Here is an 18,634-nt window from a genome sequence, read left to right as displayed (position 1 = left end):
ACAGGTTTATATTTGGTTAGAAAAAGGGGCATGTCTGGATAGAATGCCCCTTTGTTTTAGCGGTTGGTGTCCCACCGACCGATATAAAATGGTAAACGATGGTACTCGTTTGCAACGAGGATCAGTGAAATCTGCATTTGCAATGCAGGATGAAGATTTTATGGCGATATAATCGCCTTTCTCATGCATCCCCGTTACAAATGGGGGCGATATTAGGATATTTGATCATTTTTTCAACCATAAGACATTTAATGGAATATAAGCTCAAATGGCCTTATATTTCTTAAATGGTAACAATTTGAAATTGGAGCTGTCATCCTGAACATAGTGAAGGATCTTTCCTTCAAAATTGACCCTGAAATAAATTCAGGGTGACGATCGCATTGAGAAAACTCTACCCCAATTTCCTTCCCGTATTAATCACATTAACGCCGTTAAAACGGGTAGTGGCACTTCCGTGTGAAACGGCACTTGCTTGCCCCGGCTGACCTTTTCCATCCGAAAATGTCCCGCCCAACCTGTAGTCGCTTTTATCGCAGCGTTGTACACAGGAGTTCCAAAATTCTTGGGTATTGGCTTGGTAGGCAGCATCTTTAAACATGCCTGCAATTTTGCCATCCTTAATTTCGTAGGCCAGCTGTGCGCTGAACTGGAAATTATAACGCTGTTGATCGATAGAATACGAGTTACGGCCAAACATATAAATACCTTTCTCCACATTTTTTACCATATCGGCAGCACTTAGGGCTGCATTTCCAGGGGTTAATGAAACATTTGGCATCCTTTGGAACTGAATACTGTCCCAGCTGTCGGCATAGCAACAGCCCTGTGATTCTTTTAAACCTAAAATATGTGCCTGATCTCTTATGGTCTGGTAATTCACCAAAATCCCATCTTTAATAATATCCCATTGGCCACATTTTACACCCTCATCATCATAACCCACGGCGCCTAATGAACCTGTTTCTAGTTTATCGCCTATGATGTTTACCTCTTTACTCCCGAAGTTGAATTTTTTGCTTTCCCATTTATCCAGCGTTAAAAAACTGGTTCCTGCATAATTCGCCTCATAACCTAAAACGCGGTCTAACTCTGTAGGGTGACCGACAGATTCGTGAATGGTTAGGAATAGGTGAGAAGGATCTAAAACCAGGTCGTATTTGCCAGGGGCAATGGGTTTGGCTTTCAGTTTTTCATCAACATGTACTGCGGCTTCACGTACGTCTTCCAAAATATCGTAACGCTTTTTGTACATCGTAACTGGCCCACCTTTAATTTTTTCTTCGTCTTTTGGTTTCAGGTATTCAAAGCCCATACCCATTGGTGCACTTAAGGCATTTCTGGTTTCGAACTTACCACTGGCTGCATCTGTTTTGGTTAGGGTAAAGGTTGGCCATATCCTGTGGATATCCTGATCGATATAAGAACCATCGGTTGACGCAAAATATTTCTGCTCATTGATCATAAACAGGTTAGAGCTGATGTATTTTGCACCGCCTTTCATGGCCTCACTATTTACCTTTAAAAGCAAATCAACTTTGTCTGCGATGGGTACCTCAAAGGCATTGATTTCGATAGGTGTTTTCCAGCTTACTTCCCCATATCCTTTTTGTGCCGCCAATTGAACAGGTTCTTCCATGAGTTTAGAATTTCCTTTGGCAATAGCTACGGCAGCTTCTGCAGCGTTGGCGATGCTGGCATTGTCCATGTTGTTGGTTGCTGCAAAACCCCAGCTTCCGTTGGCAATCACACGCACACCTAAACCATATGATTCTGAATTGGAAATGTTTTCTACCCTTGTTTCTCTAGTAGCCACTACCTGATTTAAATACCGTCCTATACGTACATCGGCATAAGTTGCACCTTTGCTTTTTGCAGCGTTGAGGGCAACATCGGCCATTTTTTTCTTTAGGGCAATATCAACAGGCGTTAAAGATTCTTCAACAGAAATAATTTTGCCAAAGGCAGGTATATTGGGCATCATGCTGGCACCAAGGCCAACACCTGTCATGTATAAAAAATCTCTTCTTCTCAATTTTTTGATTTTTATTAATAAAAAAAGGGTCGTCATCTCGACTGGAATGGAGAGATCTATCTAGGCAGATCTCTCGGCTTCGCTGCACTCCGCTCGAGATAACAATTGAATGATGCCCTTCGACTCCGCTCAGGGTGACCTTCGGAGGGAATAGGTGTTAAATATATTATTCTTAAAAAAGATCGTCATTTCGACTGTAGCTGCCGATTTTTCATCGGTAGCGAAATGGAGAAATCTATTTAAAGAGCTTACCATTTCGTTACACTTCCGTCGAGATGACGATTCAATTAAATCGCATCCGATAGTGAAGTAAAGGTAAAATCGCGGATTTTCATTGGAGGAATCAATCCACTCCCTGTTCTCACGGGTTTACCTAAAGCCTCTACATTGTTGAGCATAATTACCGGACTTTCGTTGAACCTGAAATTCTTGATCGGGAATTTAATCTCACCATTTTCGATGTAAAAAGTGCCGTCGCGCGTTAAACCAGTGAGTAATAATGTTTGAGGATCTACCGAACGGATGTACCAGAAACGGGTAACCAATATGCCTTTTTCAGTACTTTTGATCAGATCTTCCAATGATTGTGTTCCACCTTCGATGATCATGCTGCGGCTAAAAGGAAGCGGTTGAACATTTTTTTGTGCAGCCCAATATCTTGAATAAGACAGGTTTTTAACTACTCCTTTTTCAACCCATTGCGTTCTTTTTACCGGTAAACCTTCGCCTGTGAATGTCGAAGACGGGATTTCAGTATTCATTGGATCAGAGTAGATATTTACGTTTTCTGAGAACAATTGCTCTCCTAAACGGGTACCACCACCCTTTTTGCTCATAAAGCTCCGGCCTTCATCAGCACTCCTGGCATCAAAACCCCTGAACATATTACCGATAATATCACTGGCTGCAAGTGGTTCTAAAATAACAGTATATTTTCCTGGTTCGATGGCTTTTGCACCTGCAGAGCCATTGGCTTTACTTGCTGCAATTTTGCTAAGTGCCAGGGTATCCATTTTGTCGAGATCATTAAAGCCTTGCTCAACGTAGCCCGATCCCGTTCCTTGCTTGTTTCTAACGGTTACCGAAAAAGAAACATCGGTACCTTTATTGTAGGCAAATAAACCTTTAGAGTTCATGATCGCGTTAAAACGGGTTGAGTTTTCCAAGAAACCGGCTGCATCTAAACCAGCTGCCTTTGATACACTTAAACTTTTTCCTACCATTTCGGCTCTGGTATCAGGCGTCATGGCGGCAGTTTTAGCATTGTATGTATTCGATTCTGCAAAAGTCTGTGGACCTAATGGAGTCATAAATTCAGGGTTTTCCGGTGCCAGCATGGCCAGTTCTTCTGCTCTTTTTACCACCTTTTGTAAGGAAGCATCATCAAATTCATTTATCGTTGCCGAACCCGTTTTTTTACCAAAAGTGGAGCTAACCCCTAAACTCATGGTACTGATCTGCCCTGCGGTAGAAACCGCATTGCGGGCATAACGGATGTTCCCACCATCAGAACCGTTTAAACCTACTTCGCAGAAATCGGCTTTCGAATAACCGATTACTTTTTTTAATATCGCCTGGGCTTCTTCTTTACTTAATATGGCCATAATTATATTTTTCTTGCTGTATTGATAACATTAACTCCATTAAACCGGGTAGTGGCACTGCCATGCGATACGGCACTGCTTTGAGAAGGCTGCCCTTTTCCATCATTAAATGAACCTCCTAAACGGTAATCACTTTCATCGCAGATGGCATTACACGAATTCCAGAATTCCTGTGTATTGGCCTGGTAAGCTACATCGTTCAGCATACCTGCAATTTTACCATCCTTAATTTCGTAGAATATCTGTCCGCCGAACTGGAAATTGTAACGTTGCTGATCGATAGAAAAACTTCCATCGCCAATGATGTAAATGCCTTTTTCAACATTTTTGATCATATCATCAACACTCAGTTTTTCTTTACCTGGCTGCAGCGATACATTTGGCATACGCTGAAACTGAACATCATCCCAGCCTTGCGAATAACAGCAACCATTTGATTCTGTTAAGCCGATAATATGTGCCTGATCGCGGATGGCCTGATAGCTTGTGAGTATCCCATTCTTGATCAGATCCCACTTTTTGCATTTTACGCCTTCATCATCGTAGCCAACAGCACCTAACGAACCTACCTGGGTTTTATCGGCCACAATATTTACTTTATCACTGCCAAATTTGAAATTTTTTGATTCCCATTTATCTAAAGTAAGGAAACTGGTGCCTGCGTAATTGGCTTCGTAGCCTAAAACACGGTCTAATTCCGTCGGGTGGCCAACAGATTCATGTATGGTTAGCCAAAGGTGTGAGGGATCTAAAACCAGATCGTATTTACCTGGCTCAACCGATTTTGCCTTTACTTTTTCTGTTGCTACACGGGCTGCTTCTTTTACATCTTCCAGCATGTCGTAACGGCCTTTATAGCGGGTTACAACACCGGTAACCTTATCTTCAGGACGGGCATGCATATATTCATAACCCTTTCCTGAAGGCGCACTTAGGGCATTACGCGTTTTAAATTTACCCGATTCGCGGTCAACTTTGGTTACGTTAAAAGTTGGGTAAATGCGGTGAACATCCTGATCGATGTAAGAACCGTCAGTAGAAGCAAAATATTTTTGTTCATTAACTGCGAAAATAACAGAATTTACAAAATTGGCTCCATTTTGCATGGCCACGTCGTTTACATTCAAAAGCAGGTCTACTTTCTCCTTAACCGGAACTTCGAAGGCATTGATTTCGATTGGTGTTTTCCAGCTTACCTCACCGTAACCTTTTTGCGGAGCCAGTTGAACTGGTTCGCCCTGTATTTTAGCATTGGCTTTTGCAACGGCAACCGCTTGTTCGGCTGCTTTGGCAATGGCATCTTTGGTTACATTGTTTGTGGCCGCGAAGCCCCAACATCCGTTAGCTAAAACACGGATACCTACACCATAGGATTCGGTATTGGCTACGCCTTGAACACGTTTTTCGCGGGTGGCTACAAACTGGTTTAAATAACGCCCGATGCGGATATCTGCGTAAGTGGCACCTTTAGATTTTGCCGCATTTAGTGCGACATCAGCAAGTTCCTTTTTAATTTTTACATCTACTCCATCTAAGGCCTGTAAAGGGTCTATGGGAGTTCCGAATGCAGAAAGGTCGGGAAGGAGCAGGGCACCCATACCCATTCCGGACAAGTAGAGGAAGTCTTTTCTTTTCAATTGGTTGAATTTAGTTAGTTTACGCTTTCAATATAGCCAATTATGAGGCTAAAACTGGAAATTGATTATAACATTTTAGTTTCAAAACTGAAAAAGGGGCTGTTTTTTGTGAAAAGGTGTTTTTAGTAAAGTTTAATTTCGTCATTTCGACTGAAGCTGCTGATTTTTCATCAGTAGCGAAACGGAGAAATCTGTTTTGAGAGGTTTTATTATTAGATCTCTCCATTTCGCTTTGCTTCAGTCGAGATGACGAATCGATTTTAAAAAGCCAATATCCTCGATTCGTACCATAAAGAGGCAGCTGCAAGCAGAAACCCTGCAAAGAACCACCAGAGTGATACTTCTTCCTGTAAAATAGCATCTGTTAGTTTGTTTTTGGCTTCAGTAGTATTCAGGTTTTCCATAAACTGATGGGTTCCATCAAGCTTTTGTTGATTTTTGAGTGCTTCCCAATCTGTTTTTTTGTAGATATATACTGGCTCGACGGCTTGATTTACTTCTAAATTAGCCCAGCCTGATTTTTGAGGCCAGTAAAAAGCATCCCATTGGAAAGGAAGCTCCATGTTTTGCCGTGGACTAAGTAAGATGCTATCCATTTTTAATGCCGGTATCTTGTCTGACGCTGTCAGATCTGCAATAATCCTCATTTTTTGGTGAATAGCGGGGAATTGAGGAATGATGTTTACAGACTGGGTATCATTTCTTTTTCTTGCTGCATTGGCCAAAAGTTTAGACCAATAAGTAGCATAATCAGTTTTTTGCCCTGAAAGTAGCCAATTATAGGTGGCAGAAAGTGTAGAGACTAATACTTTGCCATAACCGCTGATGCTACTATTGACCACTGGTTTGCCGCTGGCATCGGAAATAATGGGCTGATCAGTTTGGTTAGACTTTAAAAATACAGCTTGTTCAAGTGGTAATGGATTAAATTTGTGTTGATCTTCCATCATGGTTAAATTTAATGTTTTGCCTTTTAAAACAGGAGATTCAAAACGGCCAAATTTACCACTAAGTGTTGTCAAAGCTTTTGTATTTGCAACCCTGATCAATAACCCCATTCCGTTATTAACCGCAAGCGCTATTGATGACCTTTCGTTGGGACTAATTGCTGCTAATTCTTCTTCATCAATAATCAGAATATCGAATTTTTTTAAGGATGGTGTATTGATCTGATTAAGGTTTATGCTATCTGTGTTAAGGAAATCGAAAGCAAATTTATTTTTACTGATCTGACTTCTGAAAGCTAGTGGATATTGATTTTCATACAGCCAGTTTTTTAAAAATTTATATTCGAAGTCGGGAAAAGAAGCTAAAATAAGCACTTTCATCGGCGCTTGGTCGCCCACTTGTACCGGCACGGGTTCTTTGGCAAGGGTATCGTTTTTTTGTAGTGCAATTAATTCGTAAACAGCTTTGCCTGTTTGTTTTGGATTAGTTTTAAATGAAAAGGATTTATTCGATTTTGCGCTGATAGCGATCGAATCTACTGTTTTACCTAAACCTTTGAACAAAAGTTTAACCGTTTCGCTCCCTGAGTTTTGATAAGTTCCCTGAAGTTGAAGCGGTTCACTGGTTTTTAATTTGGCTGGCCAGTTAGCAGAAATGATCCCTCCAGGATTTGCCGAAGGATGAAAGGTGATCTGGTATCCTTTGAGGTTTTTCAGTTCAGCTGCATTTAAACCATAACCGTAAACATTCAGTTTCCGGATATTGGGATTAGATTTTAAGAAATAAGAAAGGTCATTGATGGTGGTGGCCTTCGTATTTTTTAAATTTACCGATCGAAATGCATATTTTTTTTCCTTTAGTTTTGCAACAGAATCGGGGTTTGTGCCGTCGGTGAGTAAAATAACTTCATCTGCATTTTGTTGTACATGCGTCTCATATCTGATCGGTACAATCAACAGAATAAAACAACCCACGGCAATGATATTCGCTAAAATTCGCCATACTAATCTAGCCCGATTTGTTCGGTTTACCTCTTTGTAGAGCAAAAAGGCCATTAACAATACCCCAAGCAGAATAGCGATGTATTTAAATTCCATATCTATTTGCCGGTTTTGTTTAGGTTATTAAAATAGTTTTGGTACAAGGCCGAGGCTGGACTAGCGCTTTGTGCCTGCGGTTTTGCTGTTTCGGTATTGATCATTTTTTGTATAGCCTGTTGAACCAGATCAATCTCTTTGAGCATCAATTTATTTCCTGTACTTAGCTTTCTTAAACTGGTTAGGGCATTTAAATAGGTCGAAGGATTGTCGGCCGCGGCACCAATCATATATTTTTCTGTTTCGCTTAGTAAAAAGCGATCTTGATCACTGAATTTTTTATCTGTTTTTCTGCTTTCTAATAGTGCAAGCGCTATTTTTAGCGAGGCTGTCCTTTTTTCTTTTTGCTCGAAGGACATTTTCTGTACTGGCTGCGTGATTTTATCTAGCTCGCCACTTAAACGTTTCTCGGGTTTTAATGCTGCCGATTTTACGGTGGTTTTGGCTACATAAGCCCGCGATTTCTGTTGTAGATCTTTCAGTAATCTGAGTGCTTTATATTCGTAAGGTAATGCTTCCTGCGGCTTATAGGTTCTTAAACGGAGTTCTGCATTCCACATTTCAGTTAAAACGGCCTTTAGCTGTGCCTTCATTTCTGGTTCGAAAAAGGTAGCGTCTTCTGCGATATCATGTTTGTGCGCATATTTGTCCATAATGGTGCTCACATCACCAAACTTCTCCTCTCCACCCTTATTTTCCGCATGCTCATCGTGGTCATCATGATCACCGCCGATTTCAGTCTCATTTTCTTCTCCCAAAAACTGTCCGTAGCGTAACCGCAACAGCTTCTGGTCGATACCCAGATCATTGCTTCTGGTTTTAAAAGTTGCAGGAGACAATGACGATTGTTCTTTCAATAGTTTCTCGGTATCGATAATAATCTGTCTTTCGCTCCTGAAATATTCTGGAACCAGGTTAACGCCATTGGTCATTCCTGCTAAACTCATCAGTTCGGCAGTATCTACGATCGAAACAAAATAAACATCCGAACGGCTCGATTGACCATGGTTATCCATCGCTTTGATGAAAAAGTAAAGCTCATCGCCTGGTTTCATGCCAAGGCTTTTTAAATCAATCAGTTTACTTAGCGTGAGGTTCTTTTTGTTGTCAAAACTGGTATTAAACGATAGTTTTTTCTCGGTGAAACTCACACCTTCACCTTTACCACTGGCCATGGTTGCCGATATAAAAGCGTCGTTGATGCCATAGTCATCTGTAAGTGATACGTTCAGGTTAATCTTTTGCGGCTGACCGATATCAATAGTAGTGTGCTGTTTGGGTTGTGTAATTTTAATCGTAACGGGTAAATCAGGAATGAGCTCGATCTGGTAGAGATCTGATTTTTTGCCATCCAGGTCCAGTTGGTAAAAGCCTGATTTGTTGACGGTTTTGCTATAGTTCCATTGTGTATGTGATGCATTTAAGGCTTTTAACGAAACAATTTCATTATCGTTAAAGATGATTTTCAGTTTTTTAATACCAATGTTTGTTTCGATTTTCCAGTTTATTCTGGCACCTGTTTCGGCAGCAATAGTAAATTGTTTTTGTTTACGTTCTCCTTTTCCGGTATAGGCTGGCGGAATAATGGTGGCACTGAAATCGGAAATTTCTGCCGGAATATTTTCTTTAACCTTGGGAACAGATGTTTTAGTTTCGTGAATAGGTAGGCCGTCTTTTTTGGCCTGAGGGATTTTGGTTATTCCAAAACTGATCAATAAAGCTGCAAGCAATATTACCAAGCCTAAATATAATTTCTTCACAGGTTCTTTTGGCTGCGACAGGTTGGGGATTATATTTTCGATTTTACTGTGTTGCAATTGTTGCAACATCGATAATTCAGCCTGATTTTGCAGGAGGAGATCGGCACTTTCTTCCAGTTCGGGATATTGGTTGTTTACAAAACGCGAAACATCCTGATCGGTGGTTTTCCAAATGGGTTTTATGGATAAGAAAATGCCCAGAATAACAGGGAAAATAACTGCAAAAAGCCATGGAGAAAAATGCAGCAGGTAAACGCCAATAACCGATAAAACCAAAGCAATGGCCAAAGAAATTGCAGTAATGCTAATCAGATAATAGCTAACCCACTTTATCCTTAAGTTACGGATCCAATTTTGTCCTTCAGTTTTTAACATAATTCGGTTTTTTTCTGAATGATAAAATACGTTCGGCGGTAAAAATCAATAAAGCTGCTATCCAGAATGTAATTCCAAGCGACTCGTTTTGGGTGGTTTTTGTGGCTTCTGTTTTAGAAATCTCGGTAACTTCTTTTTGCTGAACTGATAATCTCCGCTGATCGGCAGGGTTGTCTTCAAAGCCAAAGTCTGTTGAATTTTTAGCGCTGATCACAATCGGCATTAATGCTTTTACAAATACACCATCCCAAACCAGTTCGTTCCACTGTGGGTTAAAGCGGCTATAAAAATAGAATGTATTTAGATTGTTTACCTTTTGGTTTGCTAAGATTGCATTTCCGAAACCGTCGGTCCAAATTTTTTCGGATTGATTATTCGAAACAATCCTTTTATTCAATTTAATTTGGCGCCCATAAATGTTTATAGTAGATGGCGTAGTAACTACTTTCCCTTTTTCATATTGAAATAGGGTTCCATTCGGTGCAATTAATGATTTGAAGGCTGATGTAACTGCATCATCTGCTAACCAAAAGCCGATGTCTACCTTCGCAGAAGCAGGGTTAATAATTATTTTTCGCTTTGTAAAGTTCTCAATAGCCTTTAATGCAGCAATGACGTATTTGCCATCTGCAATTCCAGAAGCTTCATGTATGGCAATGTTTATTGGTGCATCGCCTCCTGAATTTAAAGCTTTATAAGTAGTATTGGATGGATTCGATTTTGCTTCATATTTCTTTCCTGCATATCCGGCAATCCAGCTGCTAAGCGTATCGGTTTGGTTTAGCGGAATGTACTTTAGTTTATAGTTAAGGGTTGGCAGTTCATTGCCAAAACGGTTTAAGCGCCGATCGGCAAAAAGATAAACTTCAGCTCCCGGTGGAACAATTTGATTAGCCGCATTCAGTAAAGCTGTATAATTTAGGTTATTGGCCTGTGTTGTTCGATTATCAGCAGTATCTTTTAAGGTTAACGGCGTAAAACCCACATTAAAATCATGGATTTCGTAACCTTTTTTGAGCAATGAATCAATCGTCTTTTTATTCGAAATGAAAACCTGTTGAAAAGTTGCTTTATCAATCAAAATCCATCCATTTTTACTATTGCCCGAAGTATTTTTTTTTAGGTAAGGCTGTGCCAGAAGAAACACCAGTAGTACCAAAAGCAAGCAGCGTAGCAACAATAATAGCCAATCGTTAATTTTAAAGCTTTTTGAGCTTGCCCTCGAGCTTTCGCCAAGCAGTGCAATGCTGCCAATCTTAACCGTTTTGCCTTGCTTAACGTTCCATAAATGGATAATGAGCGGGATAATTAAGCCTGCAAGCGCCAGTAAACCTATGGGATATAAAAATTGCACGGTTTAAATTCTAAGTTTACTCCTCTGTTTTAAAAAATCCCTCAAAGTCTGGTCTAAAGGTTCATCGGTACAAATGGTTCGGTAGAAAATTCTTCTGTCGAGCATTTTAACTCTGGTTTCCTCTAAATAAGAAGCTAGTTTACTTTTATAGTCCTGTCTGGCTTTTTCCTGATCAATTTGAATGGTTTCCCCTGTTTCCAGGTCTTCGAAAGTGTTATAACCTTTAAAATCAAGATCCTGTTCGTTTCTTGATAATAGGTGAAAAACTACAATTTCGTGTCGAAGCGTATTTAAAGTGTCCAACAATTTAATAATCTCTTCATCGCTTTGATAAAGATCTGTCACGAAAATGAGCAGTTCACGTTTTTGGGCACCAGCAAATAATTCTTTATAATGAATGGGTTTGGTGAATTTTCCTTTAGGATTAATCTGCTCCAACTGGTAAAACAACCTGGCCAAATGCTGGTAATCCTGCTTTGGGGCCATAGAAAAGATCTCCGAATCTTTCAGTACATATAAACCAATGGCATCGCCCTGTAAATTTGCAAGATAGGCCAGTGAGGCACCAAGATATTTTGCATAATCTATTTTGGTAAAATCGCCGTCACGATGGTTCATCGAGGCACTGGCATCTACTAATATGCGCACGGCAATATTGGTTTCCACTTCCGATTCGCGTATGTAATAACGATCGGAGCGGGCAAACATTTTCCAATCGAGCGAGCGAAGGTCATCGCCAGGCTGGTAACTTCTATATTGACTAAACTCCAATCCCGGTCCCTTTACGGTACTTTTATTAATGCCGTTCATAAAACCGTCAATCGTCATTTTAGCCGATAAGGAGAGGTCTTTAATGGCCATCAATATTTTCGGATCGAGCAGTTTTTGCATTAAATATTCGCTTTTGGTTTCGAAATCGCTTTAATCAATTCGTCGGTTACTTTGTCTGATGAAACATTTTCAGCCTCGGCTTTAAAGTTCATTAATACCCGGTGTCGCAATACCGGATAAGCCATGGCCTGTAAATCCTCCATGATCACAGCATACCTGCCTTTAAATAAGGCTCTTGCTTTTGCTGTTAAAATCAATGCCTGCCCGGCTCTTGGGCCTGCGCCCCAACGTACCCATTCTTTTACAAAATTTACAGTCGTAGTATCAGGGCGTGTGGCGCGGATGATTTCACTTACATAAGTAATTAAATCATCGCTGATGCTTACTTCGCGGGTAATGGCCTGCAGTTCTTTGATTTCTTCTGCACCGATAATCGGGTTGATCACCGCTTTTTTACTTCCGGTGGTGCTGCTTAAAATCTGTTTTTCTTCGGCTGCCGTTGGGTAACCGATTTTGATGTACAAAAGAAAACGGTCTAATTGTGCTTCTGGCAAGGGGTAGGTTCCAGCCTGTTCAATCGGGTTTTGTGTAGCCAGAATAAAAAATGGCCGGTCTAAAGGATAAGTTTGTCCGCCATAAGTTACTTCAAATTCCTGCATGGCCTCTAATAGTGCCGATTGGGTTTTTGGAGGCGTTCTGTTCACCTCATCTGCCAGGATAATGTTGGCAAACAATGGGCCTTTGTTAAATTTAAAAAAACGTTTTCCCGTTACATGGTCTTCTTCCAGTATTTCGGTGCCCACAATATCGGTAGGCATTAAATCGGGGGTAAACTGGATTCTCCTAAAAGAAAGATCTAAAGCCTGCGACATGGTCCTTACCATTAAAGTTTTTGCTAAACCTGGTACACCTTCCAGTAAACAATGTCCGCCAGCCATTAAAGCAATCAGCATTTCCTCAATGATCACATCCTGACCCACAATTACTTTTTGTATTTCGCTTTTTAAAAGGGAGATCTTATCGATCAATATTTTTAGGTTGCTTTCTGAACGCTCCAAAACGGTTGATTTTTTAGTATAACGATATTGTGCTTCAATATAGGGCATATTGATAGATAGTTTTAGCCCAATGGAAAAGAATATCAAAAAATTTACACGATAATTAGGATAAAAAAGCAGAATAATAAAAAATGGAGGTAATTTTAGGGTGATGCAGAGAGCTAAATTTACATTTGCGAGATTAAAATATAATTCAGGCGATTGGGATACCGATCAGCGCATGCCATCCAACCTCTTAAATTCTCTTCTCGAGTATACAACCATTCCTTTGGATGAAGAAGAGAAAATTGTAGAGCTGAGTAGCCGCGATTTATTTAAATATCCTTTCTGTTATTTAAGTGGGCATAAACTCGTTCAATTTAGTCAGCAGGAAGCTGTAAATTTTAAAACCTATGTGCATAACGGCGGTTTCGTTTTTGTGGATGACTGCAACCATGATATTGATGGTTTATTTGCCCGCTCGTTCGAAACACAGATGAGCAACCTTTTTGGTTCTCAGGCTTTGAAGAAAATCCCTAATAACCATGGTATCTACAACGCTTTCTTCAAGTTTGAGAAAGGCCCGCCAACCACTTCTTTCGAGTTAAACGGCTGGGGTGATGATCTGGTACACGATTACCTGAAAGCGATTACCATTAACAATAGGATAGGGGTATTGTACAGCAATAAAGATTATGGCTGCGAGTGGGATTACGATTTTAGGAACAAACGTTTTTTAGCTGAAGACAATACCAAGTTCGGGGTAAATATTATCCTTTACGCCATGGGAATCAACAGTTAACGGTTGACAATTTCCATTTGGCTGTTTTTTCGTGCTGTCAGATGTTGCCACTTGACAGGTTTATGCGATTCATTAATTAAATATCCGGAAGCAGCAGATGGTAACGTCTGCCGCCACGCTTAATTGAACTAATACACCTACAGTGCATACGCGGTTTCGGCCTTCGATTGATTCAGCACCAAAAAACTCTGGATATTTCCTACATAAGCCAGTGCGCCTATATTGTCTCTCAGGAAATTGTTGTAAGAAACCATATCGGGCATGGCTACCTTGAGCATAAAATCGAAATGTCCGGTAAGATGATAACATTCCATCACTTCAGGGTATTTTTCCATTTCGGCCTTAAACGCCCTTACAATATCTTCTGAATGTATGGTAAGTTGAATGTGAGGAAAGGCTATAAAATGCGACCTCAGTTTATCGATGTCTACAATGGCAACTGTTGATTTGATGTAGCCATTTGACCGCAGTTTTTTAATGCGATCTACAATGTGGGTCATGCTTTTTCTAAGCTTTCCCGAAACTTCTTTATAGGTTAATAATCCATCACGTTGTAAAAGATTTAAGATTTCGATATCAGTCTGATCAACTTTTTGAGGTTGCATGTAAATACTTAGTGTATAATTGTTAATTTTTTGTTCGCTTTTGTGCAGCCTAAAAATAGTTAAAATAAGGTATATTTATATAATTTATTGTCGTTATTTAAAAACATACTTAGTGTATAAATTACAATAATAGTGAAAATTATGGAGTGCAAATAAAAATTATATTCTGCCAGCTTATTTTCCTGGTATACTAAACCAAATTTTTAGGATGTTTAGGGTTTGATAAAAAATAATTTTTACCAAAAAATTAAGTTGTTGCGGTATAATTTGCTTAACTACTGATCTTTACGCTATAATTAATTTAACCGAATATTATTTTTCTCATGCATAAAAAACACAATTTCGGTGCCGGCCCGTGCATATTGCCGTCATCTGTAATGGAACAAGCTGCTCAGGCCGTAATCAATTGGGGAGGGATAGGTTTATCTATTTTAGAAGTTTCTCATCGATCACCAGAATTTGAAGATGTGGTACTTAAAACCCAGCTTTTGGTGCGCGAGTTATTATCTGTTCCCGATCATTATGCTGTACTTTTTTTGCAGGGTGGGGCCAGTACACAATTTGCTATGGTTCCGATGAATTTTTTGAGTGAAGGGAAAAAAGCCGCTTATCTTGATACCGGTTATTTTGCACAAAAAGCCATTAAAGAGGCCAAATTGTTTGGCGAAGTAGAACTAGTTGCATCTTCGAAAGATAAAGATTATGCTTATATCCCGGTTGATTTTAATAACGATAAACAAGCTGCATACCTACATTGTACTTCAAATAATACGATTGAGGGGACAGAAATATTCGATTTCTCTACTGCCGGTGCGCCGTTAATATGCGATATGTCATCAGATATTTTTTCCAGAAAAATTAACATCACCGATTTTGATCTTATTTATGCAGGTGCCCAAAAGAATATGGGCCCAGCAGGAATGACGCTGGTTATCGCTAAAAATGAATTTCTTGATCAGGCAAAAAAAGAAATCCCATCAATGTTGGATTATCGGGTATTCCGCGATAATATGAGCACGTACAATACACCACCGGTTTTTTCTATTTATGTGGCCATGCTTAATTTATTGTGGCTGAAAGATCAGGGTGGTGTTAATGGAATAGAACAAAAAAATATAGAAAAGGCAAAATTATTATATGCCGAAATAGACCGCAATCCGCTTTTTTATGGTACAGCCGATGTTGAGCACCGCTCTCGAATGAACGTTACTTTCTTAGCCATTAATAAAGAAGTAGAAACTGAGTTCTTAAAATTTGCGGCAGATCAGGGGATTGTAGGCATAAAAGGCTATAGAACTGTTGGTGGATTTAGGGCCTCACTTTACAATGCGCTCCCATTATCGAGTGTTGAAGTATTGGTAAATGCCATGAGCAGTTTTGAAAAAATATACAGTGATAAAACAGTTCTTGAACTCGGATAATCAGTTAAACGATGATAAAAATCTCTCCATTAAAGGCATTACAGCCAGGTAAAGACATCTTTGATCTGATGATTTCTGATCAGGTACACGGTAAGGTGCATAAAAATGAGCAGCTTTCGTTTGAAGACCTGCTTAATCTGTTCGGATGTCCTTTGGATGATCGGCCTGCTATTTATGTTTATGAGTTCCGTAGCGAATTTGGTGTAATGAGGGGCATTTGGGCCGCCACCGATCTTTCTCAAACACCAGTAGATGCAATTAAAAGGCACGAAGAAACGGTATCGTCGAAAGTAGAATCGCTTAAAATAGACCGTAAAAATAAAGCAACGCAAAAATCGCCAATCTTATTGGTCTATAAAAAAGACAAAGCCTTAGATGCGCTTATTGATTTTGTGGTACGTACGCGTAAACCTTTGGCAAGTGAATGGTCGCAGATGGAACATTTTCTTTATCAGGTATTGGAAGAAGATGTTATTGAAAAATTTGTTACGGAATTTATGAAACTTGATACGGTTTACCTTGCCGATGGTCATCATCGTTTGGAAGCAGCCTGTTCGCTACAGAAAAACACGTCTCAGCAAATCAGTTCGCTTTTTGTTTCTGCCGATGTAATTTCTATAGGTGCCTTTCATAGAGTGGTTTCGGGGGCAGATATTTCTTATTCACTGCTGATGGAAAAACTGAAAGCATATTATTATATCTCAAAAATTCCCAATAACAAAGCTTATAAACCCGATCAGAAAAATAGGTTAGGCCTTTGCTTTAAAGGCGAATGGTATCAACTGGACTTAAATAAAGCTTCTATGGCATTGTCAGCAGTGCCAGATACAGTGATTTTACAAGATAAAATCCTGTCACCTGCGCTTGGTATCAATAACCCTAAGGAAGACGAAAGATTAACTTGCTTTCCAGATTGCAAGTGGCCTCAATTTCTTGCAGCGCTGAATCAGGATGAAACGTCAATTGGTTTTTCTCTTTTTCCGATGACAGCGGATGCATTTATAACTGCCGCAGAAATGGGTGAGTTTTTGCCGCCCAAATCTACATGGATAGAACCCAAGATCCCGCAGGGGTTTATGGCGAGTAGCCCGGTGGCTATAACGGCTAAAGGAGAACAGTTAAGAGTAAATTAATAGTTAAATCTATAAAACAAACGATATGTTCGATCTCGATTTAGAAAGTATAGCGCAGATAGGGGCTACCTTTCTGATCATTGCTTTCTTTTTAGTGGCTTTGTACAAAAAGCGCCTTAAAGTAAACAAGAAAAAAAATGATGGAGAGCAAGATTACCTGCATTGGCTCTAACCTGTTATATTGATTTTAACAGTGGCATGGTATTTTTTTTGTTGTGGTAAATCAATTTAGCTTTACGTTGAGTAAGTTTTGCAGTTAATTATACCCATAGCGGTTGATTATAGCAATTTGATTATAGTTAAATTTTATACTTTTGGGTTATTGATAATTATAATTTAACCCGATATATTTTATGAAAATGCTTTTTAGAGTTTGCACACTTTCTATTTTAATCTGCTCATCTGTTCTGGCAAGTGCACAAACCGTTACCTTAGATTATTTTTTTAATCGCGAAACCCGAAAAAATAAAGCGGGGGAGGTAGAGCGTTTTCATTATTTATGGGGCAAAAGCGATTATGGAAATTTCTTTATTTTAGGGAATATCTTTAAGAAACAAGGCTTTAAGTTAGACTCTTTAGAAACGGCTCCAACTGCAGCCAAGCTCAAAGGAACTGATGTATATATAATTGTAGATCCTGACCGGCCAAAAGAAAACCCAAAACCAAATTATATACAGGCGGCAGATATTACTGAAATTTCTGCATGGGTAAAACAAGGAGGCGTATTGGTGATGTTTGCTAATGATAGTGCAAACGTAGAATTGCCTCACTTTAATAAACTAGCCAATGTATTTGGTATGCACTTTAGCAATGAAATGCAAAATCATGTTATTGATGATAAACATTTTGAAGACGGTGCTATTTCTACCAAAAATAACCCTGTATTTAAAACTGCACAAAAAATATTTATGAAAGATGTTTGCGCTATTGAAACCAAGAATAGTGCAAAACCAGTTTTAAAAAATGCAGCTAATGCAACAGTAATCGCCTCGGCTAAATATGGTAAAGGAACCGTAATTGCTATTGCCGACCCATGGTTGTATGACGAATATGTTAACGGACGTTTACCAAAAGAAATGGGTTTCGAAAATGATAAAGCGGCTGCTGATGTAGTGGCGTGGTTAAAAAAACTGTCGAAAAAATAACGGCATTAAAGTTTATCTAGTTTAAGATAACCCAAATGAATTTCATCTTCAGGTAGATCGCCTGAAGATGTTTTTATTTCGATATGGTATTTTTGTTTCGATTCTTCGCTTAAAATATCTTCAATTTTATAAATATCGTCTACATCAATGCCATACTTTTCATCGATATGGGCATTGGCACCTTTTATTGAATTGGTTTTAAAAAATGCCGTTTTCTTGGCCTCCTGTATCGCCTTGGCCCGTTCACTATGCACAGATAAAACAATATAATGTTGTTCGTATAATTGGTTGGATTGGTAACCACCAAGGTTAATGAAAAACAATTTATCAGTAGAATTGGGCGTTTTACTATCTCTTAATTTAATGTTGATTTCATAATTGTCGACCTTCTTCACTTCCCGCCAGCCGTCTATATGGATACTGCTTCCTGCTTCGGGCCAAAATGCTTTAATTTCGGGAACAAGTGCATTAAGCGAATGGGCAATGCCGAAGAAATAATCGTGCTGTTCTACATTTCTTTTCGGTGCTTTCGATCCTAATAAAAGCATATATAATTTTGGTTGCGGTGTATCCATATTTAATTTGTTGACTTTTCTTTTAACAGTAATAAGCAGAATTGGTTCTTAATATTTGTGATTTTCTCTTAACTACAAAGGGCACGGAGAGGAAGGCGCAGAGATTAAAGGGTTGAACAATCTTCCTGTAATATGATCTCGGAATTCGATTTAAAAAAGATTCTTCGCTGCGCTACTACTGACAGATTCTAAAAACCGGTCGTCATCTCCTTTGGTTTATCAAACTGATTTTTCTTCTTTCAAATAGTATTACAAGAAGAAAGCTTGGTAAGCGT

15 protein-coding genes are annotated in these 18,634 nt (G+C 39.3%); 5 read left to right on the top strand and 10 right to left on the bottom strand.

Going from position 1 to position 18,634, the window contains the following annotated elements:
- Positions 1 to 394: 394 nt before the first annotated feature.
- From AC1RJ8_RS14855 to AC1RJ8_RS14820, 8 genes are all read right to left on the bottom strand, one after another.
- Positions 395 to 2,035, bottom strand: coding sequence for a TldD/PmbA family protein (locus AC1RJ8_RS14855; RefSeq protein ID WP_492954733.1), 1,641 nt, complete (start codon positions 2,033 to 2,035; stop codon positions 395 to 397).
- A gap of 287 nt (positions 2,036 to 2,322) precedes the next feature.
- Positions 2,323 to 3,639, bottom strand: coding sequence for a TldD/PmbA family protein (locus tag AC1RJ8_RS14850; RefSeq protein ID WP_492954734.1), 1,317 nt, complete (start codon positions 3,637 to 3,639; stop codon positions 2,323 to 2,325).
- A 2-nt stretch (positions 3,640 to 3,641) separates the two neighbouring features.
- The gene (locus tag AC1RJ8_RS14845) at positions 3,642 to 5,276 is read right to left on the bottom strand and encodes a TldD/PmbA family protein (protein WP_230148029.1); all 1,635 of its coding nucleotides are present in this window, start codon (positions 5,274 to 5,276) and stop codon (positions 3,642 to 3,644) included.
- A gap of 260 nt (positions 5,277 to 5,536) precedes the next feature.
- Complete coding sequence (locus AC1RJ8_RS14840; RefSeq protein ID WP_492954735.1) at positions 5,537 to 7,321, bottom strand: hypothetical protein; 1,785 nt, start codon at positions 7,319 to 7,321, stop codon at positions 5,537 to 5,539.
- Positions 7,322 to 7,323: 2 nt separating this feature from the next.
- The gene (locus AC1RJ8_RS14835; RefSeq protein WP_492954736.1) at positions 7,324 to 9,456 is read right to left on the bottom strand and encodes a hypothetical protein; all 2,133 of its coding nucleotides are present in this window, start codon (positions 9,454 to 9,456) and stop codon (positions 7,324 to 7,326) included.
- On the bottom strand, positions 9,443 to 10,810 hold the full coding sequence (locus tag AC1RJ8_RS14830) for a BatA domain-containing protein (protein ID WP_492954737.1): 1,368 nt from the start codon (positions 10,808 to 10,810) through the stop codon (positions 9,443 to 9,445). Before AC1RJ8_RS14830 ends, AC1RJ8_RS14835 begins: the two co-directional genes overlap by 14 nt.
- A 3-nt stretch (positions 10,811 to 10,813) precedes the next feature.
- Positions 10,814 to 11,701: a DUF58 domain-containing protein gene (locus AC1RJ8_RS14825; RefSeq protein WP_492954738.1), complete on the bottom strand. Its 888-nt coding sequence runs from the start codon at positions 11,699 to 11,701 to the stop codon at positions 10,814 to 10,816.
- The gene (locus AC1RJ8_RS14820) at positions 11,701 to 12,747 is read right to left on the bottom strand and encodes an AAA family ATPase (RefSeq protein ID WP_492954739.1); all 1,047 of its coding nucleotides are present in this window, start codon (positions 12,745 to 12,747) and stop codon (positions 11,701 to 11,703) included. The genes AC1RJ8_RS14825 and AC1RJ8_RS14820 overlap by 1 nt, the downstream gene beginning before the upstream one ends.
- Before the next feature lie 103 nt (positions 12,748 to 12,850).
- Between AC1RJ8_RS14820 and AC1RJ8_RS14815 the strand changes: the two genes are divergently transcribed.
- Complete coding sequence (locus tag AC1RJ8_RS14815; RefSeq protein WP_492954740.1) at positions 12,851 to 13,480, top strand: DUF4159 domain-containing protein; 630 nt, start codon at positions 12,851 to 12,853, stop codon at positions 13,478 to 13,480.
- A 137-nt stretch (positions 13,481 to 13,617) separates the two neighbouring features.
- Here AC1RJ8_RS14815 and AC1RJ8_RS14810 read toward each other — a convergent pair whose 3' ends face one another.
- On the bottom strand, positions 13,618 to 14,085 hold the full coding sequence (locus tag AC1RJ8_RS14810; RefSeq protein WP_057932837.1) for an Lrp/AsnC family transcriptional regulator: 468 nt from the start codon (positions 14,083 to 14,085) through the stop codon (positions 13,618 to 13,620).
- A 323-nt stretch (positions 14,086 to 14,408) separates the two neighbouring features.
- Here AC1RJ8_RS14810 and serC point away from each other — a divergent pair, with 323 nt between their 5' ends.
- From serC to AC1RJ8_RS14790, 4 genes are all read left to right on the top strand, one after another.
- Complete coding sequence (gene serC, locus AC1RJ8_RS14805; RefSeq protein WP_492954741.1) at positions 14,409 to 15,506, top strand: 3-phosphoserine/phosphohydroxythreonine transaminase; 1,098 nt, start codon at positions 14,409 to 14,411, stop codon at positions 15,504 to 15,506.
- Positions 15,507 to 15,517: 11 nt separating this feature from the next.
- Positions 15,518 to 16,639 (top strand): DUF1015 family protein, encoded by a 1,122-nt coding sequence (locus AC1RJ8_RS14800; RefSeq protein ID WP_492954742.1) that lies wholly within the window; start codon positions 15,518 to 15,520, stop codon positions 16,637 to 16,639.
- Between the two features lie 25 nt (positions 16,640 to 16,664).
- A complete protein-coding gene (locus AC1RJ8_RS14795) occupies positions 16,665 to 16,811 on the top strand; it encodes a hypothetical protein (RefSeq protein WP_165456383.1) in 147 nt (48 codons plus the stop codon).
- Between the two features lie 181 nt (positions 16,812 to 16,992).
- Complete coding sequence (locus AC1RJ8_RS14790; RefSeq protein WP_493008053.1) at positions 16,993 to 17,784, top strand: lacto-N-biose phosphorylase central domain-containing protein; 792 nt, start codon at positions 16,993 to 16,995, stop codon at positions 17,782 to 17,784.
- A 5-nt stretch (positions 17,785 to 17,789) separates the two neighbouring features.
- Here the strand turns inward: AC1RJ8_RS14790 and AC1RJ8_RS14785 are convergent, their stop codons facing one another.
- Positions 17,790 to 18,359, bottom strand: coding sequence for a DUF1543 domain-containing protein (locus AC1RJ8_RS14785; protein ID WP_492954744.1), 570 nt, complete (start codon positions 18,357 to 18,359; stop codon positions 17,790 to 17,792).
- Positions 18,360 to 18,634 lie beyond the last annotated feature (275 nt).

It is taken from the genome of Pedobacter sp. GW822-FHT03F06 (genome assembly GCF_058801365.1).
The sequence above is the reverse complement of the archived record's forward strand: the minus strand, read 5'-3'. Positions and strand labels throughout refer to the sequence as shown.

Coding starts and splice junctions, on each gene's coding strand:
- AC1RJ8_RS14850 (WP_492954734.1), bottom strand. CDS start 3,639: ATGGCCATATTAAGTAAAGAAGAAGCCCAGGCGATATTAAAAAAAGTA.
- AC1RJ8_RS14840 (WP_492954735.1), bottom strand. CDS start 7,321: ATGGAATTTAAATACATCGCTATTCTGCTTGGGGTATTGTTAATGGCC.
- AC1RJ8_RS14835 (WP_492954736.1), bottom strand. CDS start 9,456: ATGTTAAAAACTGAAGGACAAAATTGGATCCGTAACTTAAGGATAAAG.
- AC1RJ8_RS14825 (WP_492954738.1), bottom strand. CDS start 11,701: ATGCAAAAACTGCTCGATCCGAAAATATTGATGGCCATTAAAGACCTC.
- AC1RJ8_RS14820 (WP_492954739.1), bottom strand. CDS start 12,747: ATGCCCTATATTGAAGCACAATATCGTTATACTAAAAAATCAACCGTT.
- AC1RJ8_RS14815 (WP_492954740.1), top strand. CDS start 12,851: ATGCAGAGAGCTAAATTTACATTTGCGAGATTAAAATATAATTCAGGC.
- AC1RJ8_RS14810 (WP_057932837.1), bottom strand. CDS start 14,085: ATGCAACCTCAAAAAGTTGATCAGACTGATATCGAAATCTTAAATCTT.
- serC (WP_492954741.1), top strand. CDS start 14,409: ATGCATAAAAAACACAATTTCGGTGCCGGCCCGTGCATATTGCCGTCA.
- AC1RJ8_RS14800 (WP_492954742.1), top strand. CDS start 15,518: ATGATAAAAATCTCTCCATTAAAGGCATTACAGCCAGGTAAAGACATC.
- AC1RJ8_RS14795 (WP_165456383.1), top strand. CDS start 16,665: ATGTTCGATCTCGATTTAGAAAGTATAGCGCAGATAGGGGCTACCTTT.
- AC1RJ8_RS14790 (WP_493008053.1), top strand. CDS start 16,993: ATGAAAATGCTTTTTAGAGTTTGCACACTTTCTATTTTAATCTGCTCA.
- AC1RJ8_RS14785 (WP_492954744.1), bottom strand. CDS start 18,359: ATGGATACACCGCAACCAAAATTATATATGCTTTTATTAGGATCGAAA.